We start from the raw sequence: 13,864 nt of genomic DNA, 5'->3' as shown, positions 1-13,864 counted from the left end.
CGACGCGAGCGCCGTCCGCTCAATCCTCGCTCTTGAGCACGATGGTCTCGGTGGCCGGGGTCTCGGCGGCTGGGCGGCGGTAGACATCCGGTTCGAGGTAGATGACGCGCGCCGCCGGGACCGCAGCCCGGATGCGCTCCTCGACGACGTCGATCTGCTTCGCCACCTGGGCGAGAGGAAGGTCGGTGGGAAACCCGAGCTTGGCGGCCACGAGCAGTTCGTCAGGGCCGAGGTAGAGCGTCTTCATGTGGATGAGCTTCTCGACCTCGTCCCCGCTCTCGATCGCGGCCGTGATGGCATCCGCGTCGGCGTCTGTGGCGCCCTCTCCGACCAGGAGACTCTTCGTCTCGATGCCGAGAAGCACGGCAACGACGATGAGCAGCGCGCCGATGAAGAGCGTGCCGATGGCATCCCAGGTCCCGTCGCCGGTGAGCACGCTGACCGAGACGCCGATGAAGGCGAAGGTGAGGCCGAGGAGGGCGGCGACGTCTTCCAGCAGGACGACGGGGAGTTCGGGCGCCTTGGCCCTGCGGACGAACTGCACCCAGGTCTGCGTTCCGCGGACGTGGTTCGATTCGCGGACGGCGGTGCGCAGCGAGAGGGACTCGAGAACGATGGCGATGGCGAGCACCAGGAGCGGCAGCCACGGCACCTCGATGGGATGCGGCTCCCTGAGCTTTTCGATGCCCTCGTAGATCGAGAACACACCACCGACCGAGAACAGGATGATGGCGACCACGAAGGCATACACGTAGCGTTCACGGCCGTAACCGAACGGGTGCTCCTTGTCAGCCGCACGCTTGGCCTGGCGGCCGCCGAAGATCAGCAGGAGCTGGTTGCCGGCGTCAGCGAGCGAGTGGACGCTCTCCGCCAGCATCGACGACGACCCCGAGAACACGAACGCGATGAACTTGGTGATCGCAATTCCCGTGTTGGCGAGGAACGCCGCGAGAATTGCCTTCGTCCCGCCGGATGCGCTCATGGTTCTCCTTGTGTCTGTAGGAAGTGTAGTTACTCCGCGACAGCGGGCAGCAACCCGGCGGTGTGGATGAATTCGCTGAGGGGATGCCCCGGCGCGACGTCGAGAAGGGCCTGCACTCCATCGAGCGGCCTGCCGAGAGGTTGCTCGAGTGTTGCACCAGGCGCGTGCGAGGCGAGAGCGACCGAGAGAGCCTCCCTGAGGATGGCCGCGTGGGTGGGAAGCGCCCCGACGGCACCGACCCTGGCGGGCTGCCCCCTCTGCCAGCCGACTCGCGCCAGCGCGCTGGCCGCCGAGTGGGCCAGCTCGCCGGCAGCTGCGGTGACGATGGCGTGAGCGGCGGCGTCGCCGGCGGTTGCGGCGTCGACAACCGGTCGGCAGAAGGAAGCGATACGGGACACCCGCTTCGGGTCGGCCTGCACAACCATGTACACCTCGTCGAGTGGCCCGAAGAACTCGATCGCGGTTGCCTCGAGGCTCGTGTGCGGCGCGCGGCCGTCGAACGCCCGGAGGGCGGCATCGAGTCCGGCCCGTCCGATCCAGTAGCCGCTGCCTGCGTCGCCGAGGAGGAAGCCCCAGCCGTCGACCTTGGCCACCCGCGATTCGGACAGCGCGAGCACGACGACTCCGGTGCCGACGGCGAGCATCACACCAGGGGCGGTCCCATTCGCCGCGAGGTAGCCGGTGATCGAGTCGTGGGCAAGGGCGACCCTCTGCACTCCGATCTGCCGGGTGGCGGCGAGGAGCGCGTCCGGGTTGGCCGCTGCTGGCGTGAGCCCTGACGTGCCGACGGCGAGTTCGTCGATCCGCTGGCCGGTGCTCGCGGACAGGCCGATGGCCAGATCCGCGATCTGGTCGACGACCGGGCGGTCGGTGAGGATGCCGTGCCCGTCCGTCTCGCTCACAACACGGCCGTTGTCGGTGAGACGCAGCCGCGCGCCGGTCTGCCCGCCGTCGATGGACAGGCGGAGGAGGGGGAGAGTCATGAGAGTTCCGTGGATCAGGCGAACGTGACAGAACGCAGTGAGCGGGGGGAGAGGCGGTCCTGCAGGACGAGAGTGGCCGCGCCCAATGCCGCTGCGTCGTTGCCGTTCACCGACATCCGCACTTCGACACCGTGGATGCCCCGGGCCAGCGCACGTTCATCGAGCGCACGCGCGATGGTCTGCACATAGATCGATCCGGCGGTGGAGAACGCGCTCCCGGCCAGGACGATGAGCTGGAGGTCGAGGAGGTTGACCATCGAGACGACGGCGCTCGCCAGGTAGTCGGCCGACTCCTCGATGAGAGCGCGCGGCCCGGCCTCGCCCCTGGCTGCCGCACTGCTGATGGTTGCGAAGTCGACGGAGATGTTGCCGGTCAGTTGCAGGTCGAGGGTGCCTTTAGCGACGGCATCCGCCGCCTTCTCCACGATCGCGCGGGGTCCGGCGTACAGCTCGAGACAGCCGATGTTGCCGCAGGGGCAGGTCAGCCCCCTGGCGTCCACACTGAGGTGCCCGATCTCGCCGACGTTCGACGAGACTCCGTGGTAGATCGTGCCATCGATGACGATTCCGGACCCGATGCCCGAACCCATGTACACGGACGCGTAGCTCTCGTAGCCCGCGGTCGCACCGAGCCAGTACTCGCCGATCGCAGCCGCCGTCGCGTCGTTGTCGAACTCGCACTGCAGGCCGGTCGTGGTGGCGAGGGCCTTGCGGATGGGGAAATCGCTCCAGCCGGTGAGCGACGGAACTCCGCGGACCGTGCCGTTCCCCCGGTCGACGGGGCCGGGGATGGCGAGGCCCATCCCGACGATCGACGAACGGTCGAGGTCGAGGCCGGCGATGAGGGACTCGATGTCCTCCGCCATGCGTGCGACGACCGCGACAGGTGAGGCGTCACCGGGGCCACCGACGCGCTTCCGGCCGACGACGGTGCCGCCCAGGTCGGCGACGATGTAGGTGATGTAGTCCTGCCCGACGTGGACGCCGATGGCCAGGCGCGACGCAGGGTTGATTTCGAGCCGCATCCTCGGCTTGCCGCCTGTGGACTCGCCGCGGCCGGTCTCACTGATGACGCCGTCTGCGAGGAGTTCGCGGACGACCGTCGAGATCGTCGCCTGCGTGAGGCCGGTGAGCTCGGCGAGTTCCACCCGGCTGATCGGGCCGGCAGAGCGGATGAGGTCGAGCGTCTTCCCTTTGGAGGAGGCGCGGCGTCGAGGTTTTTCGGTCACGACGACCATACTAACTAACTTTGCTTTATAAAGTGCATGAAGAAAGTGGCCGGTTCCGTGAGGAACCGGCCACAGTCTATCGTCGCGAGCGGTTCATTGTCTGGAATTCTCGCGAATCCGAGGCCGTCAGCCGCCTGGCGTGATCGAGATCGTCGTTCGAGGGTTACAGGGTCGCTGCGCGGGGATCCCAATCCGCCGGGAGCGGCGGCACGCTTGGCGCAGTGCTGTCAACCGCGACGAACTCCCCTGACTCGACTGATTCGGCGATCGAGACCATCGTGTCGACGACGTGGAATGCGAGCTCGCCGGATGCCCGGTGGGGTCGGTCCTCACGGATCGCCCGCGCGAGTTCGAGCACGCCGGTGCCCCGGGTGGAGCTGGCGACGGTGGAGGCGAGCACCTCGGGGCTCTCGGCTCCGCGGCGATGGATGACGAGGTCTCCGTCGAAGTTGTTCGGGTCGGGGAGCACGAGAGTGCCTTCTGTTCCGGAGATCTCGACGAAGCCGTGGCGCCGGAGCGCGGAGTCGAAGCTCCAGATGCTCTGCCCGGACCCACCGGCCTCGAACTGGAGCAAGGCGCCGACGTGGGACGGCACGGTCACGTCGAACTCTTCACCCGCCTTCGGGCCTGAGCCGATCGTGCGGCGCGGGTGCGCAGTCGACCCGGACGCCGCCACGCGCGCGATCGATCCGAATGCCTGGACGAGTGCCGTGAGATAGTACGGGCCGATGTCGAACAGCGGGCCGGCGCCCTCCTGGAACAGGAAGGCGGGGTTCGGATGCCAGGCCTCAGGCCCAGGGGACTGCATCAGCGTGAGGGCAGACAACGGTGTGCCGATCTGGCCCTCGTCGATGGCCCGGAACGCGGCCTGCAGACCGGCCCCGAGGAAGGTGTCAGGTGCGCAGCCGACGCGGAGGCCGGCAGCGGCCGCTGCGGAGAGAAGGCGGTGACCGCTTTCCCGGTCGAGGGAGAACGGCTTCTCGGTGAGGACGTGTTTGCCTGCCGCAATCGCGTCGAGCGCGATGGGGACGTGGGCGGTCGGTATCGTGAGGTTCACGACGATTTCGACGTCCGGGTGGGAGAGCACGGCGTCGACGCCGCCGCTGGTCTCGATCCCGAATTGCGCCGCGCGTTTCGCCGCCGAGTCCTCGAAGAGGTCCCCGACCGCGTGCACCGTGACATCCGGGAACGAAGTCAGGTTCTCGAGGTACGTCTCGCTGATGACGCCGGCACCGATGATGCCGATGCCGACGGGGCCCGCGCCGCTCATGAGGTGGCCTTTCCTAAGGTGAGGTAGGTGTAGCTGTCGGCGACGGCGTCGAAGACATCGCCATCGAAGTCGTCGAGCTCGACGACGCCGATCCTGAGATCGGGGACGGCGTCGATGATCGACCAGATCGGGAGTGTGCCTGACCCGACCGCGACCTGCTTCTTCGGGTCGAGGCTGCCGTCGCCGTCCTTTATGTGGATCGCGACGACCCTGCTGCCGAGGCGTTCGAGCAGGTCGACAGGGTCGACGCCGCCCGCCTGCGCCCAGTAGGTGTCGACCTCGAGGACGACCGCCGGGTCGAGCCCGTCGACCAGAAGTTCGAGGGCAGGGCGGCCGTCGATGCGGTTCTCGAGTTCGAAGTGGTGGTTGTGGTAGCCGACGGTGAGCCCGAACTCGGCAGCGAGGCGCGCGGCCGCATTGAGCTTGTCGGCGGTGGCTGCCACGTCCTCGGCGGTCGTCCACAATGTGCGGTCGACGTGAGGGTCGATGACGAGTCCGATCCCGAGACGGACGGCTGCCTCGAACGCGGGCCGCTGGTCATCAAGCCGGAGCAGGCCGACGTGGGTCGACGGCGCCGTGAGGCCTGTTTCAGCAAACGCGGACTCGAGCTGGTCGGCCTTCTCGATGAAATTGAACGGCTCGACCTGGCGGTAGCCGATGTCGGCGATGCGTCGCATCGTTCCGGCGAAGTCTGCTTCGAGGGCATCCCTCACGGTGTAGAGCTGCAGGGAAGGGGTGGGAAATACAGGCATGGACTCCATCATCCTTGGTTGTTTTTCGCGACTTAGTTAACTTGCCTAAGATAGTAGTACCACGCCAGAGCAGCCGAGGAAAGGGAAAGCATGACCCCGACGAACAGTGACCGCATCCATCTGCGCTCCCACGGTGTGAGCGTGATTGTCGACTGCCCGTCCGATGCCCTCCCCGCCATCCTCCACTGGGGCGCAGACCTCGGCGAGTGCTCGGAGGCCGACCTCGACGATCTCGCCGCGACGGTCGCGCCGCTGCTGGAGAATTCCGTCGACGTGCCCGTCAGGGTGTCGCTCGTCCCTGAGCACAGCGCCGGCTGGCTGGGTGCGCCTGGCCTCATGGGTCGGCGTGCCGGCGGCGGGGACTGGTCTCCGCGATTCTCCCGCGTGTCCTACGACGCCGACAGCACCGGCATCCGCGCAATCGCCCACGACGATTCGGCCGGCCTCCGACTGGACATCGACATCGAACTCGCGGCGTCCGGGTTGCTTCGTGCCCGCGCAACCGTCACGAACCTGGCGGGACCCGAGTACGAGGTGCACCGGCTCGTGGTGGCCCTCCCGGTGCCGCCGGTGGCAACGGAGACCCTCGACCAGGCGGGGCGCTGGGCCAAGGAGCGCGTGCCGCAGCGCCGCGCCATCACGGTCGGAACCCATCTGCGGGAGTCCAGACGCGGCCGCACAGGAGCGGACGCCGCCACGGTACTGACCGCAGGAGAGCCAGGATTCGGTTTCGGCTCGGGCGAGACCTGGGGGATGCACGTCGGCTGGAGCGGCAACCACGTCTCCTACCTCGAGCGGATGACGAGCGGCAGGACCGTGCTCGGTGGCGGCGAGTTGCTGCTCCCTGGAGAGGTGGTCCTCGGAGCGGACGAGAGCTATGCGACACCGTGGATCTACGGCTCATGGGGCAGGGGACTCGACGACCAGGCCGCCCGGTTCCACGAGTGGCTGCGGTCGCGGTCGTCGCATCCGTCGTCGGTGCGGCCGGTCACGCTCAATGTGTGGGAGGCCGTGTACTTCGACCACCGGCTCGAGCCGCTCCTGCGACTGGCTGAACACGCGGCGGCAGCCGGCGTGGAGCGGTACGTCCTCGACGACGGCTGGTTCCATGCCCGGCGGAGCGACGACGCCGGCCTCGGCGACTGGTGGGTCGACCCGGATGTCTGGCCGGACGGTCTCACCCCGCTCGTGGAGAAGGTGCGTAGGCTCGGCATGCAGTTCGGGTTGTGGTTCGAGCCCGAGATGGTGAACCCTGACTCGGACCTCGCCCGCGCGCACCCGGACTGGATCCTGCAGACCGAAGGCAGGCTCCCGCTCGAGCAGCGGCGCCAGCAGGTGCTCAACCTCGCGATCCCCGAGGCATATGAGCACATCCTCGACTCGGTCTCGAGTCTCGTGACCGAGTACCGGATCGACTACCTCAAGTGGGACCACAACCGCGACCTCGTCGACGCGGGGTCCACGGTGACGGGCGCGGCAGGCGTGCACGAGCAGACACTCGCGATCTACCGGATGTTCGCCGAGCTGAAGGCGCGGCATCCCGGTCTCGAGATCGAGTCGTGCTCGTCAGGGGGTGCCCGCGTCGATTTCGGTGTGCTCGAGCACACCGACCGGGTGTGGGCCAGTGACTGCATCGACCCGCTGGAGCGGCAGCAGATCCTGCGCTGGACCGCCCAGCTCCTGCCGCCGGAACTGACGGGCAGTCACATCGGCAGCCCTCGCTCGCACACCACCGGACGCACCCACGACCTCTCCTTCCGGGCGTCGACGGCGTTGTTCGGGCACTACGGCATCGAATGGAATCTGTCGGATGCGAGCGAGGCCGACCGTGCCGAGGTCGCGGAATGGGTCGCGTTGCACAAGCGCTTCCGCTCGCTGATCCACAGCGGCAGGACGGTGAGGGTCGACCACCCCATCGAGGAGCTCATCGCCCACGGAATCGTCGCTCAGGATGCCTCCGAGGCCCTGTTCGAATTCGCACTCCTCGCCCGCCCGTCGACGTGGCCTCCTGGCCTGGTCCGGATTCCTGGCCTCGCCCCGGATACGCGATACCGGGTGAGTTCGGTTGGTCCACGCGCGCCGTTCTCGACGAACAACACTGCGCCGAGCTGGCAGGACGACGGGGGAGTCGTGCTGTCCGGCCGCGCACTGGCCGCTGTCGGCATCCAGGCCCCGCCGCTGCAGCCGGAGCACGCGGCGCTCGTGCACCTGGTGGCGGTGTGAGCGCGTTCCGCTGATCGAGCGCCCTCCGCTGATCGAGCGCGCTCCGCTGATCGAGCGCGCTCCGCTGATCGAGCTTGTCGAGATCGAGGGTGCTGCGGGGGTGGTCTCTACGGGCTGACCGGCGGGATGGGGTCGATCGACAGGGCCCGTCCTGTGGATAACCAACCGAGGCCCTGCTCAGCGTGCATCATCTACGGATGCCGTACATGTACATCCTCGAGTGCCGCGATGGTTCGTTCTACGTGGGAAGCACGTGGAACGTCGAAGGGCGCCTCTGGCAGCACAATCAGGGTGAGGGGGCTGAGTACACGAAACGTCGTCGTCCGGTGCGGGTGGTCTACGTCGAGGAGTACAGCAGTATCGCTGAGGCGTTCGGCCGGGAGAAGCAGGTGCAGAACTGGAGCCGACGCAAGCGGATCGCGCTGATCGAAGGGCGCGGCGACGAACTCCCACGGCTGTCGAGGACCGCGAAGGACCGCCCGCCGACTGAGTGAGTCAGCCCGGCCGCTGATCGAGCGCTCTCTGCCCGCTGATCGAGCTTGTCGAGATCAAGGGTCGTGCAGCGTGTGGTCTCGACAAGCTCGACCGACGGGATTGCCCGACCGACGTGGTGGCGCCGTACAGAGTGTGGTCTCGACGGGCTCGACCGACGGCGCGGGCTTGACCGACGACGTGGACTCGACCGACGGCGCCATCGAATCTATTTCTTGACTTACATAATAAAGTGGCCTAAGAAAGTACCTACGGTCTCTTTCCCGCTCCTCGCACACGGTGAAGCGTCCGCATCCCACGCCACAGTTCCGTGGCGGATCACAGATGAAAGGTCCAACGATGTCCCTGAAATCACCGTTCCTGAGGCGAATCGGCACAGCGGCCGCCGCCGCAGCCGTCACCGCTCTCGCACTGGCCGGCTGTGTCCCGCAGTCCAGCTCGACGTCCGACTCCGACGGCTCGACGCTCGTCGCGTACACCGGCCAGTCCGGCGACTACCAGCTCAACTTCAACCCGTACTCTCCAACCAAGATCGGTGGACTCGGAACAATCTTCGAGTCGCTGTTCTTCATCACGCAGGTCAACTCGGACGCATACAAGCCCCTCCTGGCAACCGAATACACCTGGAACGAGGAGGGCACTCAGCTCGACGTCACGCTCCGCGACGACGTCACCTGGTCAGACGGCGAAGCCTTCACCGCAGACGACGTGGTCTTCACCTACCAGATGCTTCTCGACACCCCGGCTATCAACGGCATCGGCTACGACGGCGCTGTCACGAAGGTCGACGACACGCACGTCACATTCGCATTCGATCACCCCGCATTCGTCGACGGTCCGAACATCCTGGGCAAGGCGCCGATCGTGCCCGAGCACCTGTGGAGCGACATCGACCCGACTACAGACGTCGTCAAGGAGCCCGTCGGAACGGGTCCGTACACGCTCACCAACTTCAAGCCGCAGGCCTTCACGATCTCGGCGAACGAGGACTACTGGGACGGCGCGCCCGAAGTCAAGAACGTGCGATTCCTCTCGTTGTCCGGCAACACCGCCGGCGCGGATGCTCTCGCGGCGGGAACGATCGACTGGCAGACCGGGCCGGTGCCCGACCTGGAGAACGTTTCCAAGAATTACCCCGGATACGAGGCCATCACCATCCCGATGAACCAGATGGCGCTGCTCACCTGCTCCAACGCCGACCTCGGCTGCACGGGGCCGCAGACCGACCCGGCCGTCCGGAAGGCGATCTACTACGCGATCGACCGCGACCAGCTGAACTCGCTCGCGTTCCAGAACACGGCAAGCGAGATGTCTCCCACGTTCGCACTCACCGAGACCCAGGGTGAACTGATCTCACCGAGCATCGAGGAGCCGATCGCACCGAGCACCCCTGACACCGCAGCATCCGACGCCCTTCTCGAAGAGGCCGGCTACGCCAAGGGATCCGACGGCATTTACGCCAAGGACGGCGTCGCGCTCAACCTCACGGTCGAGGTCGTGACCGGCTGGACCGACTACATCACCGCGATCGACACCATGGCCCAGCAGCTCAAGGCGGCGGGAATCGGCGTCTCCGCCTCGCAGTCGTCCTGGAACGAGTGGACCGAGAAGAAGACCAAGGGCACCTACCAGCTCGCCATCGACTCACTCGGCCAGGGTCCGGCGAACGACCCGTACTACCTCTACAACAACAACTTCTCGACCGGCAACACGGCGAAGGTCGGCGAGACTGCACCGGTGAACATGAGCCGGTTCAGCGACCCAGACGTGGATGCAGCGCTGGAGATCCTCAAGGCCACCGATCCCGCTGACGCTGAAACCCGCCAGGCTCAGTTCGACATCATCCAGCAGAAGATCGTCGAGGTGATGCCATACATCCCGATCATGACCGGAGGCACGACGAGCGAATACCACGCAGACAAGTTCACCGGGTGGCCGACCGCGGACGACCTCTATGCGTTCCCCGCGATCTGGCAGGCGCCAGACAACGCGGAGATCTTCAAAGCACTGAAGCCGACGGGGAAGTGACCGTGGCCAAGGAGAAGCTCGGACTCACGGGGAGCACGCCCGCATGAGCTATTACCTGCGCAAACTGGGGTTCTATCTCGTCGCGTTGTGGGCGGCCCTGACACTCAACTTCATCATTCCGAGGTTGATGCCAGGCAATCCGGTCGACATCCTGCTCGCCAAGCTCCAGCAGCGAGGCGGAACGGTGGATGCGTCCACCCGGCAGGCCTATGAGCTTCTCCTTGGTGGCGACGACTCCCAGCCGGTGATCGTGCAATACGTCCAGTACCTGCTGAGCGTGGCGCAGGGTGACCTCGGGGTCTCCGTCAGCTACTTCCCCGCACCGGTGACGGATGTCATCAGTTCGTCGCTTCCGTGGACGATCGTTCTCGTCGGAATCTCGACGGTGATCGCGACGGTCATCGGTGTCTCGCTCGGCGCGATCGTCGGCTGGAAGCCGGGGACCTGGCTCGACTCGCTGGTTCCGGCGACGACGCTCCTCGCGGCCGTCCCGTACTTCTGGCTGGCCCTGATCCTCGTCTACGTGTTCGCGACCACCCTGAAATGGTTCCCGTCCCAGGGCGGCTACGACGTCGTGCTCGACCCCGGTTGGACTCCCGAGTTCATCGCATCGGCCATCACCTACGGGTTCCTTCCCGCGCTCACCATCGTGATCGCGTCGCTCGGCGGCTGGCTCCTCGGCATGCGCAACATGATGGTCTCGACGCTCTCTGAGGACTACATGGTCACCGCCCACGCGAAGGGGCTGCGCAGCAAGCGGATCCTCCGGACCTACGCAGCACGCAACGCCGTGCTGCCGAGCGTGGCTGGGTTCGCCATCTCCCTCGGGTTCGTCGTCTCAGGGTCGATCGTGACCGAGCAGGTGTTCTCCTATCCGGGAATCGGATCGAAGCTGCTCACGGCGGTCACCAATAACGACTACGCGTTGATGCAGGGTCTCTTCCTCTACATCACCCTCGCAGTCCTCGGCGCGAACTTCGTCGTCGATTTGTTCTACGGGGTCATCGATCCCCGCACGAGAGCACGGAGCTGATCACGATGACGAATACCCTCGGGCTCGCTGAAACCGACACCGTCGACACGACGGCACAACTCGCCGCAGCAAGGGGAGGCGGTTCGGGTAAACCGCGCTCCGCTCTGCGTCTCATGCTCCCGACCCCGACGCCCTGGCTCATCACCGGCCTCGTGCTGATCGGCGGGATCTCACTCTTCGGCATCCTCGGCCCGTTGTTCGTCATGGACCCGACCGAGATCCGGAACATCGGCCTCACTCCTCCATCGCCCGAGCACATTCTCGGAACCACCCAGACCGGGCAGGATGTCTTCGCGCAGCTCGCATACGCGACGCGCGGATCGCTCGAGATCGGGCTCATCGTCGGAGTGCTCGCCACGGCGCTCTCTGCTGTGTTCGGGATTCTCGGCACCTACATCGGCGGTTTCGCCGACGAGGTGTTCTCGCTGTTCTCGAACGTGTTCCTCGTCATCCCCGGTCTTCCGCTCGTGATCGTCATCTCAGGGTTCGTTCCGCCCGAGTCGCGAGGGCTCTGGACGATCGCGGTCGTCCTCGCCATCACCAGCTGGGCAGGCTCAGCACGCGTGCTGAGGGCGCAGACGCTGTCGATTCGGAGCCGGGATTACGTCTCCGCATCCCGCGTCGCCGGAGAGAGGGCCTGGCGGGTGATCTCCGTCGAGATCCTGCCCAACCTTCTCCCCGTGCTCGCATCGCAATTCGTGTTCGCCATCATTGCCGCGATCCTCGGCGAGGCAGGCCTCTCGTTCCTCGGCCTCGGAGCGTCGAACTCATCCACTCTTGGCACGATGCTGTTCTACGCACAGAACGGGTTCGCGCTTCCGCTGGGTGCCTGGTGGTGGTTCGGGCCCCCTGGACTCGTCATCGCCCTGTTCGGCATGGGCCTCTCGCTGGTGAATTTCTCGATCGACGAGATCATCAACCCGAAACTCAAGAACGTGCGGCAGCACAAGAAGCGCGCGAAACTGGCGGCCCGCGTGGCGCGCCGGAAGGAGAGGTCACGATGAACACAGGAGCCACCGCTGAGCTGCTGGTCGCCGAGACGGCGACCAGACGGATCGTCCTCACTGTGAACGACCTCTCGGTCGTCTACGAGACCGACCAACCAGTGCACGCGGTCAAGCACGCTTCGTTCGAGCTGGCCGCCGGTGAGATCCTCGGGCTCGCCGGGGAGTCAGGCTGCGGCAAGACCACGCTCGCCTACGCCATCAACCGGCTGCACAAGCCACCGGCTCGTATCTCCAGCGGCAGCGTCGTGTTCAACGACCGTGACGACGGCGACATCGACATCCTCGGTCTCAGTGACGAGGAGATTCGTACCGTCCGCTGGTCGAAACTGTCGATGGTGTTCCAGGGGGCGATGAACGCGCTCAACCCGGTCATCAGCATCCGGGCACAGCTCGAAGACGTCCTGACCACTCACCGCCCAGGACTCAGCCGTACCGATCGACGGGACATCGCGGCAGACGTCCTGAAGCGGGTCGGCGTCGACCCCGCGCGACTGAATTCGTTCCCGCACGAGTTCTCGGGTGGGATGAGACAACGTGTGATGATCGCCATGGCGATGATCCTCGAACCGCAGATCATGATCATGGATGAGCCGACGACAGCGCTCGACGTCGTCGTCCAGCGCGACATCCTCCGGGAGATCGTGCGCCTGCGAGATGAGCTGGGCTTCGCGGTCATCTTCATCACCCACGACCTCCCTCTGCTCCTCGAGATCAGCGACCGGATCGCCGTCATGCTGCGCGGCGAGATCGTCGAGCTCGAGGAGGCGGATGAGCTCTACCGGAATGCGCAGCATCCGTACACCCGCAAACTGCTCGGGTCGTTCCCGAGCCTCAGCGGTTCCCGCGGATCATTCATCCGCACCGGAATCGACGAGCTCTACGAAGAGGACATGGCATGACCAGCGTTGAAGTCGTCGATCTCGTCAAGGAGTTCACCGTGCGGAAGGGACTCTCCCGCTCGAAGTTCCGTGCTGTCGACCGGGTGTCGTTCGACCTCGTTCCCGGTCGAACGGTCGCCCTCGTCGGCGAGTCGGGTTCGGGCAAGTCCACGATCGCGCGCATCCTCGCGCGCCTCGACAAGCCCACGAGCGGCTCGATCAATGTGTCGCTCGACGACGGTACCCCCGTGGCCGGCTCGCTCTATCGCCGCCAGGTGCAGATGGTGTTCCAGGACCCGTTCGCATCGCTCAACCCGTTCCACTCGATCGAGCACCACATCGCCAGGCCATTGCAGATCCACCACCGGGCGAAGGGGGCGGCGCAGACGCGTGAACGTGTCGTGCAGATGCTTGAACGTGTCAACCTCGAGCCTGCAGCCGATTTCGCTCAGCGCAGACCGCACGAGCTGTCCGGGGGCCAGCGGCAGCGGGTGGCCATCGCGCGCGCTCTCGCCCCTGGAGCGAGCGTCGTGATCGCAGACGAGCCGGTGTCGATGCTCGACGTGTCGATCCGGCTGGGCGTGCTCAACCTGCTCGGCCGCCTCCAACGCGAAGATCACCTCTCCGTGCTGTACATCACCCACGACCTGGCAACCGCCAGACACTTCTCCGACGAGATCCTCGTGCTGTACAAGGGCCGCATCGTCGAGCGGGGACCTGCCGACGACGTCATCCTCGATCCGCACCACGACTACACGCGGCTTCTTGCGCTCGCCGCTCCCGACCCGGAACGGATCGGCAAGGTCGTGAGCACGGAGGACGCGCCGGATCGCTCGACACTCGACAACACGATCTGCTTCAATCACTTCACCGGTGCGTGGGAAGAGGCAGAAGTACGGGCCACTGCGTGACCCACTCGTTCGCCGCACCGCACGAGGCCTCGAACACGTCGCCCCTGCACGACGCACCACCGACAACCGCACAGAA

Annotated in this window: 12 protein-coding genes; 7 read left to right on the top strand and 5 right to left on the bottom strand. The window is 66.1% G+C overall.

The annotated features are described in order from the left end of the window. Positions 1 to 19 precede the first annotated feature (19 nt). From AC1M0F_RS10515 to AC1M0F_RS10495, 5 genes are all read right to left on the bottom strand, one after another. Positions 20 to 982, bottom strand: coding sequence for a cation diffusion facilitator family transporter (locus AC1M0F_RS10515; RefSeq protein ID WP_480238170.1), 963 nt, complete (start codon positions 980 to 982; stop codon positions 20 to 22). 29 nt (positions 983 to 1,011) lie between these two features. Beyond that, positions 1,012 to 1,965 (bottom strand): N-acetylglucosamine kinase, encoded by a 954-nt coding sequence (locus AC1M0F_RS10510; protein WP_480238169.1) that lies wholly within the window; start codon positions 1,963 to 1,965, stop codon positions 1,012 to 1,014. A 14-nt stretch (positions 1,966 to 1,979) separates the two neighbouring features. Next, complete coding sequence (locus AC1M0F_RS10505; protein WP_480238168.1) at positions 1,980 to 3,194, bottom strand: ROK family transcriptional regulator; 1,215 nt, start codon at positions 3,192 to 3,194, stop codon at positions 1,980 to 1,982. A gap of 163 nt (positions 3,195 to 3,357) precedes the next feature. Continuing rightward, entirely contained in the window at positions 3,358 to 4,464 is a 1,107-nt protein-coding gene (locus tag AC1M0F_RS10500) for a Gfo/Idh/MocA family protein (protein ID WP_480238167.1), read from the bottom strand. Then, complete coding sequence (locus AC1M0F_RS10495; RefSeq protein ID WP_480238166.1) at positions 4,461 to 5,216, bottom strand: sugar phosphate isomerase/epimerase family protein; 756 nt, start codon at positions 5,214 to 5,216, stop codon at positions 4,461 to 4,463. The genes AC1M0F_RS10500 and AC1M0F_RS10495 overlap by 4 nt, the downstream gene beginning before the upstream one ends. Before the next feature lie 90 nt (positions 5,217 to 5,306). Between AC1M0F_RS10495 and AC1M0F_RS10490 the strand changes: the two genes are divergently transcribed. The 7 genes from AC1M0F_RS10490 to AC1M0F_RS10460 all read left to right on the top strand — a co-directional run bounded on the left by AC1M0F_RS10490 (position 5,307) and on the right by AC1M0F_RS10460 (position 13,788). Further along, on the top strand, positions 5,307 to 7,439 hold the full coding sequence (locus AC1M0F_RS10490) for an alpha-galactosidase (RefSeq protein WP_480238165.1): 2,133 nt from the start codon (positions 5,307 to 5,309) through the stop codon (positions 7,437 to 7,439). 197 nt (positions 7,440 to 7,636) lie between these two features. Continuing rightward, positions 7,637 to 7,933 (top strand): GIY-YIG nuclease family protein, encoded by a 297-nt coding sequence (locus AC1M0F_RS10485; RefSeq protein WP_480238164.1) that lies wholly within the window; start codon positions 7,637 to 7,639, stop codon positions 7,931 to 7,933. 337 nt (positions 7,934 to 8,270) lie between these two features. Continuing rightward, the gene (locus tag AC1M0F_RS10480; protein WP_480238163.1) at positions 8,271 to 9,959 is read left to right on the top strand and encodes an ABC transporter substrate-binding protein; all 1,689 of its coding nucleotides are present in this window, start codon (positions 8,271 to 8,273) and stop codon (positions 9,957 to 9,959) included. Positions 9,960 to 10,002: 43 nt separating this feature from the next. Beyond that, on the top strand, positions 10,003 to 10,992 hold the full coding sequence (locus tag AC1M0F_RS10475; protein ID WP_480238162.1) for an ABC transporter permease: 990 nt from the start codon (positions 10,003 to 10,005) through the stop codon (positions 10,990 to 10,992). Positions 10,993 to 10,997: 5 nt separating this feature from the next. Beyond that, the gene (locus AC1M0F_RS10470; RefSeq protein WP_480238161.1) at positions 10,998 to 11,996 is read left to right on the top strand and encodes an ABC transporter permease; all 999 of its coding nucleotides are present in this window, start codon (positions 10,998 to 11,000) and stop codon (positions 11,994 to 11,996) included. Further along, positions 11,993 to 12,898 carry an ABC transporter ATP-binding protein gene (locus AC1M0F_RS10465; RefSeq protein WP_480238160.1) on the top strand — a complete coding sequence of 302 codons (906 nt, stop codon included), beginning with the start codon at positions 11,993 to 11,995 and terminating at the stop codon, positions 12,896 to 12,898. Before AC1M0F_RS10470 ends, AC1M0F_RS10465 begins: the two co-directional genes overlap by 4 nt. After that, complete coding sequence (locus AC1M0F_RS10460; RefSeq protein ID WP_480238159.1) at positions 12,895 to 13,788, top strand: ABC transporter ATP-binding protein; 894 nt, start codon at positions 12,895 to 12,897, stop codon at positions 13,786 to 13,788. Before AC1M0F_RS10465 ends, AC1M0F_RS10460 begins: the two co-directional genes overlap by 4 nt. Positions 13,789 to 13,864 lie beyond the last annotated feature (76 nt).

Source organism: Mycetocola sp. Y719 (assembly GCF_056713205.1).
Note: the sequence above shows the minus strand (reverse complement) of the source record. Positions and strands in the feature narration are given on the sequence as shown.